Origin of the sequence: Synechococcus sp. NOUM97013 (assembly GCF_014279815.1) — a bacterium.
GTDB lineage: Bacteria > Cyanobacteriota > Cyanobacteriia > PCC-6307 > Cyanobiaceae > Synechococcus_C.
In genome coordinates this window covers 1,557,229-1,570,875 of sequence record NZ_CP047941.1, presented here as the reverse complement: position 1 = coordinate 1,570,875, position 13,647 = coordinate 1,557,229, and the positions used below count along the sequence as shown (strand labels likewise).

22 protein-coding genes are annotated in these 13,647 nt (G+C 57.8%); 14 read left to right on the top strand and 8 right to left on the bottom strand.

The features are described 5' to 3' along the window. The first annotated feature begins 14 nt into the window (after positions 1-14). Positions 15-245: a hypothetical protein gene (locus tag SynNOUM97013_RS08515; protein WP_186479357.1), complete on the top strand. Its 231-nt coding sequence runs from the start codon at positions 15-17 to the stop codon at positions 243-245. On the opposite strand, the gene SynNOUM97013_RS08510 is transcribed toward SynNOUM97013_RS08515, so the two are convergent. Then, positions 242-778 carry a rhomboid family intramembrane serine protease gene (locus SynNOUM97013_RS08510; protein WP_186479356.1) on the bottom strand — a complete coding sequence of 179 codons (537 nt, stop codon included), beginning with the start codon at positions 776-778 and terminating at the stop codon, positions 242-244. The two genes, SynNOUM97013_RS08515 and SynNOUM97013_RS08510, sit on opposite strands and share 4 nt — an antisense overlap. Positions 779-929: 151 nt before the next feature. On the opposite strand from SynNOUM97013_RS08510, the gene SynNOUM97013_RS08505 reads away from it, so the two are divergent. Beyond that, a complete protein-coding gene (locus tag SynNOUM97013_RS08505; RefSeq protein ID WP_186479355.1) occupies positions 930-2,465 on the top strand; it encodes an NAD(P)/FAD-dependent oxidoreductase in 1,536 nt (511 codons plus the stop codon). Positions 2,466-2,471: 6 nt separating this feature from the next. On the opposite strand, the gene SynNOUM97013_RS08500 is transcribed toward SynNOUM97013_RS08505, so the two are convergent. Continuing rightward, a complete protein-coding gene (locus SynNOUM97013_RS08500) occupies positions 2,472-2,813 on the bottom strand; it encodes a hypothetical protein (RefSeq protein WP_255442682.1) in 342 nt (113 codons plus the stop codon). Between the two features lie 76 nt (positions 2,814-2,889). On the opposite strand from SynNOUM97013_RS08500, the gene SynNOUM97013_RS08495 reads away from it, so the two are divergent. Further along, entirely contained in the window at positions 2,890-3,555 is a 666-nt protein-coding gene (locus SynNOUM97013_RS08495) for a class I SAM-dependent methyltransferase (protein WP_186479354.1), read from the top strand. Here the strand turns inward: SynNOUM97013_RS08495 and SynNOUM97013_RS08490 are convergent. Continuing rightward, complete coding sequence (locus tag SynNOUM97013_RS08490) at positions 3,541-3,768, bottom strand: TIGR02450 family Trp-rich protein (protein WP_186479353.1); 228 nt, start codon at positions 3,766-3,768, stop codon at positions 3,541-3,543. The two genes, SynNOUM97013_RS08495 and SynNOUM97013_RS08490, sit on opposite strands and share 15 nt — an antisense overlap. 103 nt (positions 3,769-3,871) lie before the next feature. Here SynNOUM97013_RS08490 and SynNOUM97013_RS08485 point away from each other — a divergent pair, with 103 nt between their 5' ends. Both SynNOUM97013_RS08485 and SynNOUM97013_RS08480 read left to right on the top strand, forming a co-directional pair. Continuing rightward, complete coding sequence (locus SynNOUM97013_RS08485; protein WP_186479352.1) at positions 3,872-4,543, top strand: SDR family oxidoreductase; 672 nt, start codon at positions 3,872-3,874, stop codon at positions 4,541-4,543. A gap of 462 nt (positions 4,544-5,005) precedes the next feature. Continuing rightward, positions 5,006-6,136 (top strand): NAD(P)-binding protein, encoded by a 1,131-nt coding sequence (locus SynNOUM97013_RS08480; RefSeq protein WP_370586417.1) that lies wholly within the window; start codon positions 5,006-5,008, stop codon positions 6,134-6,136. Positions 6,137-6,368: 232 nt separating this feature from the next. Here the strand turns inward: SynNOUM97013_RS08480 and SynNOUM97013_RS08475 are convergent, their stop codons facing one another. Both SynNOUM97013_RS08475 and SynNOUM97013_RS08470 read right to left on the bottom strand, forming a co-directional pair. After that, positions 6,369-6,773, bottom strand: a complete 405-nt coding sequence (locus SynNOUM97013_RS08475; protein ID WP_186479350.1) for a DUF1499 domain-containing protein — start codon at positions 6,771-6,773, stop codon at positions 6,369-6,371. 67 nt (positions 6,774-6,840) lie between these two features. Beyond that, a complete protein-coding gene (locus tag SynNOUM97013_RS08470) occupies positions 6,841-7,812 on the bottom strand; it encodes a bestrophin family ion channel (RefSeq protein WP_255442680.1) in 972 nt (323 codons plus the stop codon). Between the two features lie 21 nt (positions 7,813-7,833). Between SynNOUM97013_RS08470 and SynNOUM97013_RS08465 the strand changes: the two genes are divergently transcribed. From SynNOUM97013_RS08465 to SynNOUM97013_RS08450, 4 genes are all read left to right on the top strand, one after another. Next, on the top strand, positions 7,834-9,153 hold the full coding sequence (locus tag SynNOUM97013_RS08465) for a Rieske 2Fe-2S domain-containing protein (RefSeq protein WP_186479349.1): 1,320 nt from the start codon (positions 7,834-7,836) through the stop codon (positions 9,151-9,153). A gap of 26 nt (positions 9,154-9,179) precedes the next feature. Continuing rightward, positions 9,180-9,449, top strand: a complete 270-nt coding sequence (locus tag SynNOUM97013_RS08460) for a cupin domain-containing protein (protein WP_186481529.1) — start codon at positions 9,180-9,182, stop codon at positions 9,447-9,449. Between the two features lie 98 nt (positions 9,450-9,547). Then, a complete protein-coding gene (locus SynNOUM97013_RS08455; protein ID WP_186479348.1) occupies positions 9,548-9,802 on the top strand; it encodes a hypothetical protein in 255 nt (84 codons plus the stop codon). An 82-nt stretch (positions 9,803-9,884) separates the two neighbouring features. Next, complete coding sequence (locus SynNOUM97013_RS08450; protein WP_186481667.1) at positions 9,885-10,025, top strand: hypothetical protein; 141 nt, start codon at positions 9,885-9,887, stop codon at positions 10,023-10,025. Positions 10,026-10,326: 301 nt separating this feature from the next. Here the strand turns inward: SynNOUM97013_RS08450 and SynNOUM97013_RS08445 are convergent, their stop codons facing one another. Continuing rightward, positions 10,327-10,575 (bottom strand): DUF1651 domain-containing protein, encoded by a 249-nt coding sequence (locus SynNOUM97013_RS08445; RefSeq protein ID WP_186479347.1) that lies wholly within the window; start codon positions 10,573-10,575, stop codon positions 10,327-10,329. A 139-nt stretch (positions 10,576-10,714) separates the two neighbouring features. Further along, positions 10,715-10,864 carry a hypothetical protein gene (locus tag SynNOUM97013_RS08440; RefSeq protein ID WP_186479346.1) on the bottom strand — a complete coding sequence of 50 codons (150 nt, stop codon included), beginning with the start codon at positions 10,862-10,864 and terminating at the stop codon, positions 10,715-10,717. Positions 10,865-10,978: 114 nt separating this feature from the next. On the opposite strand from SynNOUM97013_RS08440, the gene SynNOUM97013_RS08435 reads away from it, so the two are divergent. From SynNOUM97013_RS08435 to SynNOUM97013_RS08420, 4 genes are all read left to right on the top strand, one after another. Beyond that, on the top strand, positions 10,979-11,353 hold the full coding sequence (locus SynNOUM97013_RS08435) for a hypothetical protein (protein ID WP_255442679.1): 375 nt from the start codon (positions 10,979-10,981) through the stop codon (positions 11,351-11,353). A gap of 344 nt (positions 11,354-11,697) precedes the next feature. Next, positions 11,698-12,015, top strand: coding sequence for a DUF3303 domain-containing protein (locus tag SynNOUM97013_RS08430; RefSeq protein WP_186479344.1), 318 nt, complete (start codon positions 11,698-11,700; stop codon positions 12,013-12,015). Between the two features lie 70 nt (positions 12,016-12,085). Next, positions 12,086-12,277, top strand: coding sequence for a hypothetical protein (locus SynNOUM97013_RS08425; protein ID WP_186479343.1), 192 nt, complete (start codon positions 12,086-12,088; stop codon positions 12,275-12,277). Between the two features lie 126 nt (positions 12,278-12,403). After that, complete coding sequence (locus SynNOUM97013_RS08420) at positions 12,404-12,598, top strand: hypothetical protein (protein WP_186479342.1); 195 nt, start codon at positions 12,404-12,406, stop codon at positions 12,596-12,598. Positions 12,599-13,034: 436 nt separating this feature from the next. Here SynNOUM97013_RS08420 and SynNOUM97013_RS13780 read toward each other — a convergent pair whose 3' ends face one another. After that, positions 13,035-13,169 (bottom strand): hypothetical protein, encoded by a 135-nt coding sequence (locus SynNOUM97013_RS13780; RefSeq protein WP_255442678.1) that lies wholly within the window; start codon positions 13,167-13,169, stop codon positions 13,035-13,037. 177 nt (positions 13,170-13,346) lie between these two features. On the opposite strand from SynNOUM97013_RS13780, the gene SynNOUM97013_RS08415 reads away from it, so the two are divergent. Then, positions 13,347-13,643, top strand: coding sequence for a Dabb family protein (locus tag SynNOUM97013_RS08415; protein WP_186479341.1), 297 nt, complete (start codon positions 13,347-13,349; stop codon positions 13,641-13,643). Positions 13,644-13,647: the final 4 nt, after the last annotated feature.

Sequence of the window (13,647 nt, the reverse complement as noted above, 5' to 3'; positions counted from 1 at the left end):
CGGTTTTCTTTTTTGTGAACAGCACGACACGCGGTGTGATCTACGTCTCGGTCTGGGTGGTGATCTGGGGCACCGCCTCGTCATTGGTGGATTGGGTGCTGCTCAATGCCGATCTCTATGAGACCGGCAGCTTTGGTCAGGCCGCCACATTTATCGGCTATGGGGCTGCAGCCGCGGTCCTGGCCGTGAAGCTCTCCCAGCGGTTTTTGCTCCAGACCTCTGACGATGACACCAGTGCCGACTAATCCTGGAGCTCACCAGGTGAGCGCCTCACCACCAGCGCAGCGATCAAACCTGCGATGAATCCTGATGCGTGGCCGATCCAGCTCACGCCAGCAGGAGAGGCCCAGGGCAGCAGACCCGGCAAAGCGCTGCCATAAAGCAACACAGCCACTGTGCTGAGAACAATCGTCAGCGGACGTCGTTCCAGGAAGCCGATCAGCACAAGAAACCCCAGCAGCCCGTAGACCACTCCAGACAGACCATGGGCTCCCACAGGCCACACCAGCCAGATCGGGATCTCCAGAAGAATTACTGAGATCCAAACAGCCAGATAAGCGCTGGTGCCTCGGGCGAGCACCAGGTAGCTGAGCGGCAGAAATACAAGGCTGTTGGCTACAAGGTGCCCCAGCCCGGCATGGCTGAAAGGAGCCGTGAACAAGGTCCACCACGGCGTGCCTGGACCCATAGCGAGATTCCAGCGTCCAGCGAACAGCAGCTGGTCCAGCAGCTCCTGCAGCCAGGCCAGCCCCAGCAGGATTAGGGGGAGTGCAATCACAGCGTTCGGACTGACTTCAGCAAATCGATCATGACCACATCGCCCATCAAGCGGACTGGAAGACTACGGATCTCCACCAATGCCGATGCTCTGAAGACGGATCAACGTTGCGACCAGCTATGAACAGTCGAGTGCGCCAAGCGGGTCATCGATGACCACCAGACAGCAGGTGATCGTGATCGGCAGCGGAATCGGAGGATTGTGCTGCGCGGCGCTATGTGCGCGGGCAGGGCTCGATGTTCTCGTCTTGGAGGCCCATGGTCATGCCGGTGGCGCGGCCCATGGCTTTGAGCGACAGGGATTTCAATTCGAATCTGGACCGTCTCTCTGGAGTGGTCTGGGTCGCTGGCCCAGCAACAACCCCCTCGCTCAGATCCTAAAAGCACTGGATGAACCTCTTGAGGTGATCTCCTACCGCGAATGGGACGTGCTGTTTCCTGAAGGCCACTTGAGCATCGGCGTGGGCGCCGACGGCTTCGAACAGGTGGTGGGAGAGCTGCGCGGTGCAGAGGCGGTCGAGCAATGGCGTCGTTTCGCTGAGGTCCTGAAGCCGATTGCCGCTGCTGCCGATGCCTTGCCTCTTCTGGCACTACCCCCTGGCGGACTGGATGGCCTGGGACCCTTATTGCGTCGTAGTGGAAAGCTGCTTCCGCACTTGCCGGCGCTGCGTCATCTCAGTGGTGCCTTCGGGCCTCTGGTGGATCGTCATCTACAGGACCCTTTTCTCAGGAACTGGGTGGATTTGCTGTGCTTCCTGATCAGCGGCATGCCAATGGCCGACACCAATGCCGCGGCGATGGCAACCTTGTTCGGCGAATGGTTTAACCCCGAGGCAAGCCTTGACTTCCCCAGGGGAGGCAGTGCCTCGGTGGTGGCCGCCCTGGTGCGAGGACTTGAAAAACATGGCGGCAAACTTCGTCTTGGAGCACGCGTTCAGAAGGTCTTAGTGGATGGTGAGCGAGCCGTCGGCGTTGAGCTGGTGAATGGCGAACGAATCCAAGCCGATCACGTGGTCAGTAATGCCGATGCCTGGAGCACGGCAGCACTTCTCCCGGAATCCAGTGCACCGTCGTGGCAGGAGCAGCGCCGGCAGACACCAGCTTGTGGTTCGTTTCTGCATCTTCACCTCGGATTCGATGCGACAGGTCTCGCTGACCTGCCCATTCACACCGTTTGGGTCGGTGATTGGGAGCGGGGCATCACCGCCGAGCGCAATGCGGTGGTGGTCTCGATTCCATCGGTGCTTGATCCGGCGATGGCTCCCGCAGGTCATCACGTGCTGCATGCCTACACACCCGCTAATGAGCCGTGGGGTTACTGGAGCGACCTCGAGCACAACTCGGCGGACTACAAGCGGGTGCGTGAACAACGCTGTTCGGTGTTTTGGCAGGTGCTCGAACAGCGCATTCCAGATCTGCGCAGCCGCTGCAAGGTGGTGATGGAAGGAACCCCGCTGACCCACCGGCATTTTCTCTCGGTGCATCAGGGCAGTTACGGACCTGCGTTGTCGGCGGCACGAGGCTTGTTTCCCGGTGTTCAGACCCCGTTGAAAGGGTTGCTGCACTGCGGTGCCAGCACGTTTCCCGGGATCGGTATCCCGCCGGTGGCCGCCAGCGGTGCGATGGCGGCCCATGCCATTACCGGCAAGACGGCTCAGCAACAGTTGCTGGAGAGCCTGTCCCTCTGAGCTTGCTCAGTCAGAAGCGCGGTGACCGCCGGCAAGAAGCGTCAGCACACTGAGACCACCCAGCACCACTCCGCTTGCAGCGGCAATTGCGATAGCAATCAAAGGTTTGTCCTTGACGGGTTGCTCGAGACGGGGCCGCAATGTCTCATCCAATTCATGCAGCCTGGCATCGAGCTGCCTCTGCAGCGGATCCATGGCTTGCGCCACATGCTCACGCACGGTGCGGAGGCCGGTTCTGGCGGTCATTTCCGGTTCGGCGACGGCGGCTTGACCGTTGCTGGAGACCTCATGTTCATAGGGAGGAACCATGGCATTGGCACGATGAAGGTTCTCCCTTGGACTAGCCATGGGGATCCGGGGGGGGGACGCGGTTCGTTGATGGTTTCTTTAGGTTCCGCAGGCCTTTTGACAGCAGGCCGTCCCCATGGTCGTGCAGGTGTTGAGCGACAACGAGCGTTACAAGCTCGATGGCAGTGACGACGCGCTCTTTTACAGCGATCCCCGTTTCGTTCAGCATCTGGATGAAGCTTTTCGTGATCGCCTCACGCGCCTCTATCGAGAACGCATCCCCAGCTGTGCCGTGGTGCTGGATCTGATGAGCAGCTGGGTGAGTCATCTGCCCGAAGATCAGCGTTACGAGCAGGTGATCGGCCATGGGCTCAATGCCCAAGAGTTGCAGGCCAATCCACGCTTGGATCGGCACTGGGTGCAAAACCTCAACACCAATCAGACCCTGCCGCTGGAGGATGACAGCGTTGATTACACCCTGATCGTCGCCGGATGGCAGTACCTGCAGCAACCGGAGGCTGTGGCTGCTGAGTTGTTGCGCATTACCCGTCCCAAAGGCCAGGTCATCTGCGCATTCAGCAACCGCATGTTTTTCACGAAGGCTCCGCAGATCTGGACCGACGGTGACGACGGTGATCACCTCCGTTATGTGGCCCAGGTGCTGATGGCCCAGGGATGGTCTAAGCCTGAACTGATCGCCGAGGAAACCCAACGGCCAGGCCCACTGGGTTGGATCGGAGGCAAGGGCGATCCGTTTTTTGCAGTGATTGCGGCGAAGCCACTGCCATCAGTCGCTCTCTGATGGCTCCGGGGGGATGGTCTGCCATCCGCTTTGCCAGAGCCTGGCGTCACGCATTTCGCTCCAGAGCAAACGCAGACGCACTTCAGGGCTCAGAACCGACACCAGCTCCACCCAGCGTTGCGGGCCGCGTCCGCCCTGGAGCACCAGTCGAAAGTGACGGCGTCCAGCCCGCGGTGCGGTGCTGGTCCAGGACTTCGCCGGTCTCCAGGTCACTTAGCGTCCTTGCATCTTTGGGTGTTCATGATGCAGGCGCACTCGCCGAGGGCGTCTGCATGGCACCTGGAGACTTGTTCAGATCGCCTGAAGGCAAACACAGATGAGCGCTCGCACCATCGCCGTCAGCGGCGCTTCCGGCAAAACAGGGTTCAGGATTGCGGAGGAGTTTCTCGCAGCCGGTGATCAAGCCAGACTGCTGCTCCGCCCCGAGTCGACGATTCCAGCTTCGCTGGAGGGGTGTGAGCAGCATCGTCTCAACCTGATGGATGCTGAGGCTCTGGATGCCTCCTTGCGGGGAGTGGATGCGCTAGTGATCGCGACCGGTGCACGCCCTTCGGTGGATTTGACGGGTCCCATGAAGGTGGATGCCTGGGGCGTCAAGCGGCAGGTGGAGAGCTGTCAGCGGGTGGGAGTCAAGCGTGTGGTGCTGGTGTCGTCTCTGTGTGCAGGACATTGGCGACACATGCTCAATCTCTTCGGCTTGATCCTGGTGTGGAAACGTGTCGGCGAGCAAGCGTTGGAAGCGAGTGGTTTGGATTGGACGGTGATTCGTCCTGGAGGGTTGTCGGAGCGGGAAGAAGGGCTGGAGCAAGAGGGTGTGCTCTGGACAGGGGCTGATCAGCAGACCAGCAATTCCATCCCGCGTCGTCTTGTGGCCCGTTGTTGTCTAGAGGCTGTGAACACTCCCGACTCCATCGGCATGATTCTCGAGATCACCAGTTCCTCGGAGCAACCTGTGCTGAGCCTGAAGCAGGCCATGGCCTCCTGGTAATCAGGCGATTGCAACGGCTGGCAATGGCGGTGGATCCATCAGCGCGGTTGGTCTGGTGCTGATGGCGCATCCGAGGGAGGTTGTTCGCTGTCCATCCGATCCCTGCACGTGGAGCACAGCAGATGGCCCTTGCGTTTCCAGAACACTTTCATCGAGCGTTCAATGGATTGCCCGCACATCAGGCACTGAAACAAGGGGGACATTGAGCGGGAATCATTGAATCCAGCTTGTGGGTTGCGACGGCCCTGATCTGTTCGTGGCACACCTTTCTGCAGAAGCGTGGATGCCAACTCGGTTGAGTATCAATTCCTAGTGCGTTGTCAGCACCCTGGCGCGATAAAGGTTTCAACGGAGTTCCACTCCGGGATGCTCTTGGGAAGGAGCAAGACGGGCCGCCACCCGTCTTTTTTTGCGTCATCGCTCAGACTCTCGGTGATCGGAGCGGGAGACAGGGGTTTGAAGGTGGTTGATCTGGCCGTGATCGGCGCTGGACTATCCGGCTGTGCCCTCCTGGCAGCACTGCGGCGGCGTGGCTGGAAGGGATCGACCTTGCTGCTTGAGGCGGGACGGGGCCCAGGGGGACGCTGTGCCACGCGACGACGACGTGATAACGACAGCTGGCGTCTCGATCATGGTTCTCCCACGCTGAGTTTCTCGCATACTCCACAGGGTGAGCTGGCAAACCTGATCGCATCGCTGCAGCAAAGCGATGTCCTCCGCCCCGATGACTTGCCCGTGGTCGGAGTTGATCATCTTGGGCAGCAGGTGGCGCCGCCGGACCATGTGCTGCTGAGCGGTCCGCGCTGGCGAGGCACGCCCACCATGGCGTCTGTTGCCGAAGCGTTGCTCGCCCAAGGGGGTGAAGTTGTGGAAGCCCGATTTGGAGAAAGGATTACAACGCTCTGTCATGACGGTTCTGTCTGGCATCTCAACGGTGATCACCACGCCAGAGCTCTCGTGCTGAGCGGCACGTTGCTGGCGCATCCCCGTTCGCTGGCCATGCTCGGTTGGCAGCATGTTCCGCTGCGTGAGGCCGTTCCGGCGGGAGTCGATCCCCAGCTCGATGCGGCGCTGCAACAGATCGCTGGCCTGGAGGCCAGTGTGCGTTGGAACCTGATGCTGGAACTACCAGAGGTCTCCAGTCACCACTTGCCGCGCCAAATCTGGTTGACGGCTCAGGCCCAGGAGCGGTTTGGCGTGGAACGTCTCGTTCTGCATCCTCAACAAGACCAGCGTCTGGGTCTGGTGGTTCATGGACTCGACGATGGCGCTGTGATCACGCCGGATTCGCAGCCCGAGCTTCTTCGGCGCCATGAGCAGGACCTGATCAAGGCGATTTCTGAGCTGGTTCAGCCTTGGCCCGTCCTCAGCAGCGCCTTGGCTCAGGCGCGCTCTTTGGGTGTGATGCGCTGGGGGGCTGCCCAGCCCTTGCATCAGGGGTTGTCAGCTGATCTGCAGTGGTGTCACCAAACCCGTGTCGGCTTTTGCGGTGATTGGATCGAAGGTCGAGGTTTCGGAATGGCTGAGGGTGCCCTTCAGAGTGCTTTGAACCTGGCAGAACGCATCTCAGGATCTTCGATCGCAGAACGATGAACAATTCATCACAGGATTTTGAAGCTGTGGTGGTCGTCATGCCCTTCTCGCGTCAAAACAGGTCAAAGGGTGTGGATCATGCGTCAACGTTTTCAGCCAGTGCGGCTTCATTCCAGCGTTCATGACGACGACCCCTGTCAGTGCCACGACTGTGTGGCGCTACGCGGTCGTTTGACGCAGATGATCGATCAACCGGGCGGTTGGAGTCTTGAAGCCCACTCAGCAATGCAGATCAATGGGCAGGCAACGCCTCACTGAGGTGTTGCAGTCGCTGTCCATTCACGCCGAGGTCGGAGTCTCCAAGCCGTGATATAGAGCGTGCCTCCAAGCTGTCGGGTTGGGATGCCAGCAACTCCACATCGTCAATGAACCCAAAGATCCTGCTGCTGAAGGTGGCGTGCAGGTAATTCGCTTCCCGCTCGACAACGGTTGCTGAGGGGTCTGCATCGATCGCTTCAGCCAAGCTGGTTAGGGCTGCTTCCGCATTGGCGACAGGCCACGTGGCACTCGCGCAATGCGCCGGTCCAGGGCAGGGGCTGAGATGTCCAGCCTGGATGCCCAGGTCAGAAGGGACGGGTCCGACGAAATGGAACAGCGCCAACAACAGCGGAAGCGTGATCGCCGAAAAAAACGTCATGGAAGGTCTGTAATGGTGAAGCAGATCAGTGATGGCCCAGCCGTGATAGTGCAACGACGGGTTTTGATTAAGTCCAGCGCACGGGGTCGCTGGACTTGAGGTGTTGAACATGCTCGGTTGCATGGTCAAGCAAGTCATGGCTGATGGTGAGACAGATGCTGTCGATCGGGAGTGAAAAGCTGCTGCCGTCGGCATCAAAAGGACCCTCCACATAAGCGCCGATGCGTTCTGCCATCAGAAACAACATGACGATCACCACCCCGCCAACACGCGCGTGACTGTTGGGTTCAAGGTCGTGGAAATAGAGCAACAGCAACACCCCGAAAAACCAAGAGAGCAGTCGCACAAACACGTCGTAGGACGCAGGCAGCGGGGTGTTGCGGATCCGCTCCAGGCCACCGATGGCATCGGTGCATGCATTTCCGATGGTCATGAGCTGCATCCGTCCAAATCCATCGACGAAGCCCTGGCGGTGCAGGTCACCAATCCACACGCCGCGCAAAGCCCCCAGCTGGCGGAGGCTGGTGTTGCTCGGCAACTTCAGATCCTTCAACAACTGGTCTTGAAAGGCACGCAGATCGCGATGCCAGAAATTGCGCAATTGGAAGTTCAGCTGCCACACCGTGGCGACTTGGAGACGCAACAGCTTGCGTTCCAGTCGTCCAGGAGGTCGGCTGCTATCGAGGTGGGCCCGCAAGCTGTCGGCCCACTCGCGACTGACATTCACCACACTTCCCCAGAGCTTGCGTGCTTCCCACCAGCGGCCAATCGCCTGGGTGTTGCGGAAGCCGATGAAAATCGATGCGGCGATGCCAAGAATTCGCACCGCGCTGGCACTCCCCGTCCAGCCGCTGGGCACCAACCCATTGGCCACGAGCACGCTGATCAGCAGCAAAAGAAGCAGGTCGAATCGCATCCGCCACACCAGCTTGAGCAGGACGACGCCGTAGTCCTGACGCCGAACCGCTGGGGGGTGTCCGTAATCACCGAGGTCAATCATGGGGTTCTGTCGCGGCAACTCCCTTTCTCCAGCGATCATGACTGCCGCTGTGCTTGGACGATGCATTCCACCTGGACAGAGCAGTGGTGGCCTGTGGCGTATCTGCGGGATCTTCAGCGCAACCGACCCAACCGCTTCACGCTGCTCGCGCGTGATCTCGTGCTCTGGTGGGATGTTTCAGCCGACGAATGGCGTGCGTTTGAGGATGTGTGTCCACACCGTCTGGTGCCTCTGAGTGAAGGGCGGATCAATGCGTCTGGCCAGCTCGAGTGCCCTTATCACGGCTGGAGTTTTGATGGAGAAGGGCATTGCACTCGGATTCCGCAGATGCAGGAGAGCTGCTCTCCAGGTGGGCGACGGGCGAGCTGCCGCACCCTGCCGACGGCGTCCGCCCAGGGACTGCTTTTTGTCTGGAGCGGTGACCCCGATTCGGCCAACCGAGCGGATCTCCCGCTAGTCCCTTTGCTCAAGGAAGAAGGGAAGGGTTGGGCCGATGGCTGGATCGTTCAGGACACCTTCCGCGATCTTCCGATGGATGCACTCACCCTTCTGGAAAATGTTCTTGATGTGAGTCACGTTCCCTTCACCCATCACCAGACCGTTGGCCGGCGCGAGAATGCTGCGCCCGTGGAAGCGGTGATTTCATCCGAGAGCTGGCGTGGGTTCGAAGCGCTGTGGGAGGAGGGGCCAAGACGCGGAAAGCTGGGTTCACAGCTCACACAATTCCGTGCACCGCAATTGATGTGGCACGACCTCGATGCCAAGGGCTTCGCGCGAATTCTCACCGTGGTTTACGCCGTGCCCATTCGTCGTGGTGAATGCCGTCTTTTTGCCCGCTTTCCCTTCCAGTTCAAGTCAGCTTTGCCACGGGTCTTGATTGGTCTGCGGCCGCGTTGGTTGCAGCACATCGGCAACCACAAGGTTCTGGAAGATGACCAGGTGTTCCTCCACTGGCAGGAACGTGTTCTTGAGGCCGCTGGCGGCAGCACAGAGGCCCAACGTGCCTTCTACTTGCCAACCGCGTCAGACCGTTATGTGGCGGCATTGCATCGCTGGGTGAACACCCATGGCGGCGAGCCCTTTGCTGGACAGGCTCTCCCTGCACGTCAGGGGATGGAGAGCTTGATGGATCGCTACCACAGCCACACCGTGCATTGCCGCAGCTGTTCAACCGCTTTGATCTGGGTTCGGCGGCTGCAGCCCTGGTGTTGGGGACTGCTATGGATCAGTGCTGTGTTGGTCGGTTTGGGTCAGTTGGGTTGGCTCAGCTTCTTGGGGTTGGGATTGGCCTTGCTTGCCTTGGCCATGGTGCGGCGCTTGAAGCGCTGGGAGCGCGGTCTCAGAGTTGGTGATGGGCAAGCGCCGCGTAATCATGGTTGATGCATGACGCTGAAGGTTCTCCAGCGATGATCCGTGTGACCGCCAATTGTCCGGAGAGCGTGATCCTGGCACTAGGTGCACGAGATTGGCCCGTGTGGGCTTGTGAAGTCAGTGTTTTTCCTTGGCATTACGACCAGCGTGAAACCTGTCTGCTGCTGGAGGGAGACGTGACTGTGACCCCGGATCAAGGGGAGCCGGTGCGATTTTCGACGGGTGATCTGGTGGAGTTTCCTGCTGGACTCTCCTGCACCTGGGAGGTGCATCAACCGGTCAGGAAGCATTACCAATTCGGTTGATCATGAGATTGGCCTGGTGTCTCTGCCACACATTGCGATCGTGTCTACGTTGAAACAGCATTGTGCGCACGGATGACGTGTGCTGATCACGATTGAAGATGGCGATTTCTGAGCGCACGCGATTTCGGATCTTCGCCTTCAGCTTTCTTGTTCTGCTGGGCATCTTGATCGCGCTCGCCTTACCGATTGGCCTCACGGTGATCATGGGCCTGATCTATTGCTTTGACAGCGGCACGCTGCGTTGCACATATGTTTTTGCGTGGATGTTCGCTTATTTGGGTTGTTCGTTACTGAGTGCCCTCGGAGCGGCCAGCATGTGGAATAAGGCCAGCCGTCTCCGACCTCGAAGCTGACCATCCACATTCAGGTCGCTTTTCAGTAGAAACACCTAGTTACAGAGCTTTACAAATTGACTAGCGTGCTTTGCATAACTTCATGAGTGTTGCGGTGACCGATTACACCTCTGCCATCTACGGCCTGATCGCGTTTGTGGCTGTGATCACTGCGGGTGTTGTTTACGTGCTGGCACAACCAACGGATCTGCCCTCGTTGAAAAATCCCAAGAACTCAAGATGAACTTGGATGCATTAATCCTGGGTCAAGGACATCGGTCGCAAACATGGACAGTGGTTTGATGGAAATTTTTACTGCGATTGCGATTCTTCCTTTTATTGCTGCGCTCGCAATTGGTGCTCGTGAGGCAGAAAATAATGATCGCTAGTGCGCCATGCTGACGTTGCTTTTTTGTGGTGCCTTGGCTTTGTTCAACGTTGCCCTAATCAGCTTTGTTCTCTTTTTTGGCCGATATTTTCCTTGATGGCTGCTTCGTGATGCACCGCTTGAAAAGAGTTTTCGCTTGTTTGCCTTCCGGCATGTTTTAGATATCGGCGTCAGCATTCCACTGGGGACAGCACGGCTGCCACCCAACCCGCAGCAGTTCGCGCCATAACAGGTCTGCGGTTGATTCCCGTAAGTGCACGCGGGTTGTCAGCAGTGGCTGCTCGTCTGGAATAGGTCGCCCTGAATCCACGAACACCCTGGGGTCGCGTTTTTGACTTTTTTCGTCATCGTGGAAACGCTTCGTTTCCTGAGTGCGGGGGTCCTGGATCCAGCCGTGACGGGACATCGCTTGCGAGGGGTGACGAGGGATTCACGCATCCACTCCTCGGCCTTAAACGGTGCGTAGGGCGAGCTGGGAGCCATGGATCCGCTGCTGATACACCTGTTCTATTCCGGTAGTACGCATGTGTCAATGCGCCTTGCTTTCAGGTTCTGGCTTGCAGCTGCAGCTCGGGTTTGGCGCTGGTGGTTTTCGTGGTGGTGCAGGCCTGAACGGGCAATCCGCGCATCCGGCGCCACAGCAGCCGCGTTGGCTTGTCTTCATCGGGTGACCTTAGAAACCGATGGTGACGCATCGCATTCGTTTTTTAGTCAGTGATTTGCCAGTCAAGTTGTTCAACCAGCTGCAAGATGTCAAAGAGAGGAGGTTGAGTGCTTTGAACGTTCTTGCATTTGCCGCAGCGGCTGTGATGGTTGGATCCCCGACACTGGCCACACTGCCGGTGTGGTCTGAGGCAGTAGTTTCGCGGGCCCAGATCCGTGCCATGAATCTTGCTCGGGGTACAGCGGTGGCTGAGAACGGAGGACTGTCCGTGTATCGGCCTGAGCCCTGCATGGTGCAAACCTCCACGGGTGGTGGCGCTTGCTTCGTGAGTGGTGGTCGGGGGTTCACTTTTAACTTTCTGGGGGGACGGCCTGGCTGGCCAGAAGATGGCAGTCAGCCGACCACAGAAACGGAAATTGAGATTGGCCCCCGGGGGACTGATGTCGTCAAGATCTGGTACAACGGCGTACCGCGATCAGGGCGTCCGCTTGCTCCTCGTGATCCGCTGACGGATCAGTGAAACGTGTGATCGAGCTCACCGTCGAGGCTGATTGGGATCAGTGCGGGGATGGCTGAGTCCTGGGAAAGTCTGGGTGTCCAAGACGCGTTTTGGCATGCAACACCACACAGGATTCGAAACCATGCAGATGATCCATCGCTGGCTTTGAGGCCAGCTGCCGGGGAGCCTGACGCTCAGTTGATGAGCTGAAAGTCATACAAAACCCTCGAGGGAAAAGCAGGGCAGGTCGTGTGGTTTCCTGATCCATCCCCCGGCATCGCTTTGATATCCGCATTCCCATTTCGGGATGATGACTGACGGTTTCTGCTGCTGTCGCTAGTGAGAAGTTATCTGGCTTCCAATTTTTGCAGCACTATCTGATCGTCTGGACGTTTCCGACCGTGGAAGGTGCCTGGGTCTCATGCCCTGGTTTTGCGGACTACATCAATGCCGGTGGCCCTGGTGACCGTTTTGATGGCTTCGAGTTGAAATATCGCGTTTGCGAGCCCATCAGCGGAAGTGGTGTTGCCATTGCCGTGGCCACGGACATCGGCAAGGTTTGGGCCCACCTCGGTCCTTGGATTAAGGGCTTCGGCATCCAGTTCGAGGTCACGGCCGTCGTTTCCGATGCCGAGTTTGCAGCTCTTTGGCCTGGCGTTGAAGCAGCGGCGGCGGTTGAGTGACGAGGCGTGTCTTGACGCCAAGTGTTTGGCTTTGGGGCAGCCGCTGGAGCATGATGAAGAAAATCGAAAGGTGGCCGTCATGCAAACCGGTGGTCCGTCTTGCCCCCTCCATTTAGGAACCCTTGATAGTCCTGACTACTGGACTGACGATGCGTTGATGGCGGCGGTTCGCCCTCTATCGGCGACTGAATTGCATCGCATGGCCCTGGGCATGCAGCATCGCAAAGAGCGTCGCGATCAGTTTGATCCAGCTCAAAGCTGAGATTGTGCATGCTGAGGCTGTCGTCCGTGCGGATGGCTCCAACATCTTTAAATCAAAACCTAGTATCAATAATCACCTGACGATCTCTCAAGCATTGATTACCACGAGAGAACACGCCTGAAGATGATGACGCGTTTTGTGATGCGCAACGGGGATGTCTTTGAATCATCGAGGGACCCGCACCATTTTGATGCGTATTGCTATCGCAAGGATGGTGTTGAGGAGACCTGCATCATGCTGTCGGATCAATCAGAAATTCAATTCCTGATGCAGATGGGCAACGATGCACATCTGAAATATGACGCCGTTGAGTTGGGTTGATTGGCTTTTGTCAGTCTGTTGCTCTGTTTTCTCTCGGGGGTGGTGTCACGTTGATGTGGGTTAAGGCATCGCTAGTGCCGAATTGTCGATGCTGTTGCTAGCAGTGAGGTTGTGAACGACGTTGGAGTGAGTGATGTTCTGCATTCAAAGGCAGGAAGCACCTGATCAATGGGTGCAGGAGCTCTGTTTTAAGACGGAGTTCAAGGCCTACATGTGCGCTAGGACCAAGTCTTTGGCCACAATGAACACGTATCGCGTGATCGACCCTATTCTCAATGAAGTGACGACAGTAGTGCGCAAAGGCAAGGGCCTGCCTCACTAGCTCGAGCACCTCTTTGCCGTTGGGTGATGCATCCCTGTGCTCTGTGACGGGCCTTGTGTGTCGGATCAATTCACGTTCACCAAGACTGCGGATGCGTCGTGGGCCTAACGGGAATCAGTCTCCTGCGACCGGAAGAGCGGCATCCTTCGGTAGATCGCCTTGGTGGATTTCACCCAGCATGATGCCGATGCCTGCACCAGTCACGGTGATCACTGCAGCGGCGAGAAGGAACCATTGTTTCGCTTTCATCGACCAATAGAGCAATGGACTGCTGGGGCGTCTGTCCTGAGGGCAAGGGGCCGCACCTTTTTGTTGTAGCCACTGTTGACGATTTTTCCTTGCTCAGATGCCTAGAAGCACATGGTTTCGCAATGACTCTCTGGTCTTTGTGCCTACGGTGGGTCAGCCTTTTCCCAGCTGATATCAATGATCAGGCATCTTTTACTACTGCAGTTTAAGTCAACTGCTCCTAAGGATCGTATTGATGCCATGTTTGCCCAGTTTGTTGGGCTCAAGGTCAGTATTGATGGCATTGAATCGATTGAGTACGGCACTAATCAAAGTCCTGAAAAACTCAATAAAAATTTTACACATTCGGTTGTGGTGACGTTTTCAGATTCGACGGCCAGAGACCTTTATCTCGTTCATCCAGATCACAAGGCTCTTGAGGCTGTTTTGCTTGATCTCCTGGCTGATCTGATTGTTTTTGATCTTGAATCATGAGTCT

What these genes read in the sequence shown, in the direction of transcription:
- SynNOUM97013_RS08505 (WP_186479355.1), top strand. Translation starts at nt 930, where the DNA reads ATGACCACCAGACAGCAGGTGATCGTGATCGGCAGCGGAATCGGAGGA.
- SynNOUM97013_RS08500 (WP_255442682.1), bottom strand. Translation starts at nt 2,813, where the DNA reads ATGGCTAGTCCAAGGGAGAACCTTCATCGTGCCAATGCCATGGTTCCT.
- SynNOUM97013_RS08495 (WP_186479354.1), top strand. Translation starts at nt 2,890, where the DNA reads ATGGTCGTGCAGGTGTTGAGCGACAACGAGCGTTACAAGCTCGATGGC.
- SynNOUM97013_RS08485 (WP_186479352.1), top strand. Translation starts at nt 3,872, where the DNA reads ATGAGCGCTCGCACCATCGCCGTCAGCGGCGCTTCCGGCAAAACAGGG.
- SynNOUM97013_RS08475 (WP_186479350.1), bottom strand. Translation starts at nt 6,773, where the DNA reads ATGACGTTTTTTTCGGCGATCACGCTTCCGCTGTTGTTGGCGCTGTTC.
- SynNOUM97013_RS08470 (WP_255442680.1), bottom strand. Translation starts at nt 7,812, where the DNA reads ATGATCGCTGGAGAAAGGGAGTTGCCGCGACAGAACCCCATGATTGAC.
- SynNOUM97013_RS08465 (WP_186479349.1), top strand. Translation starts at nt 7,834, where the DNA reads ATGCATTCCACCTGGACAGAGCAGTGGTGGCCTGTGGCGTATCTGCGG.
- SynNOUM97013_RS08460 (WP_186481529.1), top strand. Translation starts at nt 9,180, where the DNA reads ATGATCCGTGTGACCGCCAATTGTCCGGAGAGCGTGATCCTGGCACTA.
- SynNOUM97013_RS08455 (WP_186479348.1), top strand. Translation starts at nt 9,548, where the DNA reads ATGGCGATTTCTGAGCGCACGCGATTTCGGATCTTCGCCTTCAGCTTT.
- SynNOUM97013_RS08450 (WP_186481667.1), top strand. Translation starts at nt 9,885, where the DNA reads ATGAGTGTTGCGGTGACCGATTACACCTCTGCCATCTACGGCCTGATC.
- SynNOUM97013_RS08445 (WP_186479347.1), bottom strand. Translation starts at nt 10,575, where the DNA reads ATGTCCCGTCACGGCTGGATCCAGGACCCCCGCACTCAGGAAACGAAG.
- SynNOUM97013_RS08440 (WP_186479346.1), bottom strand. Translation starts at nt 10,864, where the DNA reads ATGCGTCACCATCGGTTTCTAAGGTCACCCGATGAAGACAAGCCAACG.
- SynNOUM97013_RS08435 (WP_255442679.1), top strand. Translation starts at nt 10,979, where the DNA reads ATGGTTGGATCCCCGACACTGGCCACACTGCCGGTGTGGTCTGAGGCA.
- SynNOUM97013_RS08420 (WP_186479342.1), top strand. Translation starts at nt 12,404, where the DNA reads ATGACGCGTTTTGTGATGCGCAACGGGGATGTCTTTGAATCATCGAGG.
- SynNOUM97013_RS13780 (WP_255442678.1), bottom strand. Translation starts at nt 13,169, where the DNA reads ATGAAAGCGAAACAATGGTTCCTTCTCGCCGCTGCAGTGATCACCGTG.
- SynNOUM97013_RS08415 (WP_186479341.1), top strand. Translation starts at nt 13,347, where the DNA reads ATGATCAGGCATCTTTTACTACTGCAGTTTAAGTCAACTGCTCCTAAG.